This window comes from Oceanobacillus sp. HCA-5259 (genome assembly GCF_037892815.1).
GTDB classification, from domain to species: Bacteria; Bacillota; Bacilli; order Bacillales; family Amphibacillaceae; genus Oceanobacillus; species Oceanobacillus indicireducens.
In genome coordinates, this window is the sequence record NZ_JBBKBV010000082.1 from 1 (window position 1) to 1,524 (window position 1,524).

The 1,524-nt window shown below is 39.0% G+C and carries 2 protein-coding genes; both read left to right on the plus strand.

Annotated elements, in window-relative coordinates; all coding sequences use genetic code 11:
- Positions 1-88 precede the first annotated feature (88 nt).
- Positions 89-382: a transposase gene (locus WKU33_RS18835; protein ID WP_336253463.1), complete on the plus strand. Its 294-nt coding sequence runs from the start codon at positions 89-91 to the stop codon at positions 380-382.
- A gap of 29 nt (positions 383-411) precedes the next feature.
- Entirely contained in the window at positions 412-1,254 is an 843-nt protein-coding gene (locus WKU33_RS18840; RefSeq protein WP_336253464.1) for an IS3 family transposase, read from the plus strand.
- Positions 1,255-1,524 lie beyond the last annotated feature (270 nt).

The window sequence follows — 1,524 nt, forward strand, 5'->3', positions numbered from 1 at the left end:
TGATGCTAGAATATAAATAGGACAACCCAAATAGAGAAATCTCCTAGTTTAATATAGTACAATATTATTAACTGGGGGAGATTGTAATATGGCAAAACGTAAGCAATTTAATGCAGAATTTAAGCAAGATGCAGTCAATTATTATTATTATTCATCAGGTAAAACCTTAGGACAAGCGGCAAAGGATCTTAAAATCGGTGAATCTACACTCGGAAAATGGGTGTCAGCCGCCAAGAATAACGACGGTGTGGTTGAACACCGAGGATCTGGAAATCATGCCTCCGATGCTGATAAAGAAATTGCCCGCCTGAAGAAGGAATTGCGAGATTCGCAGGATGCCTTGGAGATCCTAAAAAAGGCTGTGGGCATACTGAGCAATTAACAGGAACAATCTATGAAGTAACTAGCCAAATGGCAAAGAAACGCAAGATTTCTGTTAACAGTGTGCTCAAAATATTGGGCGTTTCTACATCGGGATATTATAGCTGGAAAAAGCGAACACCATCAAAACAAAAAGTTAGAAAAAAGGATATTAAAACTGAAATCATACAAATTTATCATGAGTCACGTCAGATTTACGGCGCACCAAAAATAGCATCAATTCTACAGTCCAGGGGGCACATCATAGCTGAAAAGACGGTAGGTAATTATATGCGAGAGGAAGGTATAAAAGCCATTTGGGTTAGTCCATATGTAAGAACCACCATCGACCCGGAATTTGACACCAAACTAAGGAATATCTTGAACAGGGATTTTAACCCAGTAGCCCCTAATACTGTCTGGGTGACTGATATCACTTATGTGCATACCTTAACGGGATTCGTGTACCTTACTAGCGTAATGGATTTATATTCTAGAAAAATAATAGGGTGGCAGCTATCGGATAGCCTGTCCACAGAACATGTCGTTAAGGCAATTGAAAAAGCAAAAGCAAACAGGAGACTTAGTCAACCCGTTGTTATCCACAGCGATCGTGGGTGTCAGTATGTATCTAAAAGCTATCTTGAAGCAACACCTGCAGGAGAATACATACGCAGCTACTCAAACAAAGGAAACCCTTGGGATAACGCGTGTATAGAATCATTTCATGCACTAATCAAACGTGAGTGGTTGAATCGTTTTGTCATCCAAAATTTAAAGCATGCCCATGAACTTATTTTTGAATATATAGATGCATTTTATAATACGGTCCGTATTCACGGACATTGTGGAATGAAGTCACCACACGACTTTGAGAATGCCTTGGTAAGCTAATACTAATAAACGCCAATAAATCCAATTGGGAATGAATGCAAATTCGGTACACAGCAGAATCACCCATCTCCTAATGGTTTGCAAAGAAAGAGTGGTTTTTCCTTTCTTTGTAAACCATTAGGGCACCAAGCGGAGCGCGGTAGCTTCGCGGGCTATGTGGCCTTTATCAAATCATCAAAAGTAATAACAACTGTAATCCATTTTACACTAAATTTAATTTAACTAAGAGATTTCTACATTTAACTTGTCCGATTTCTTGACATAAGACCA

What these genes read in the sequence shown, in the direction of transcription:
- WKU33_RS18835 (WP_336253463.1), top strand. Translation starts at nt 89, where the DNA reads ATGGCAAAACGTAAGCAATTTAATGCAGAATTTAAGCAAGATGCAGTC.
- WKU33_RS18840 (WP_336253464.1), top strand. Translation starts at nt 412, where the DNA reads ATGGCAAAGAAACGCAAGATTTCTGTTAACAGTGTGCTCAAAATATTG.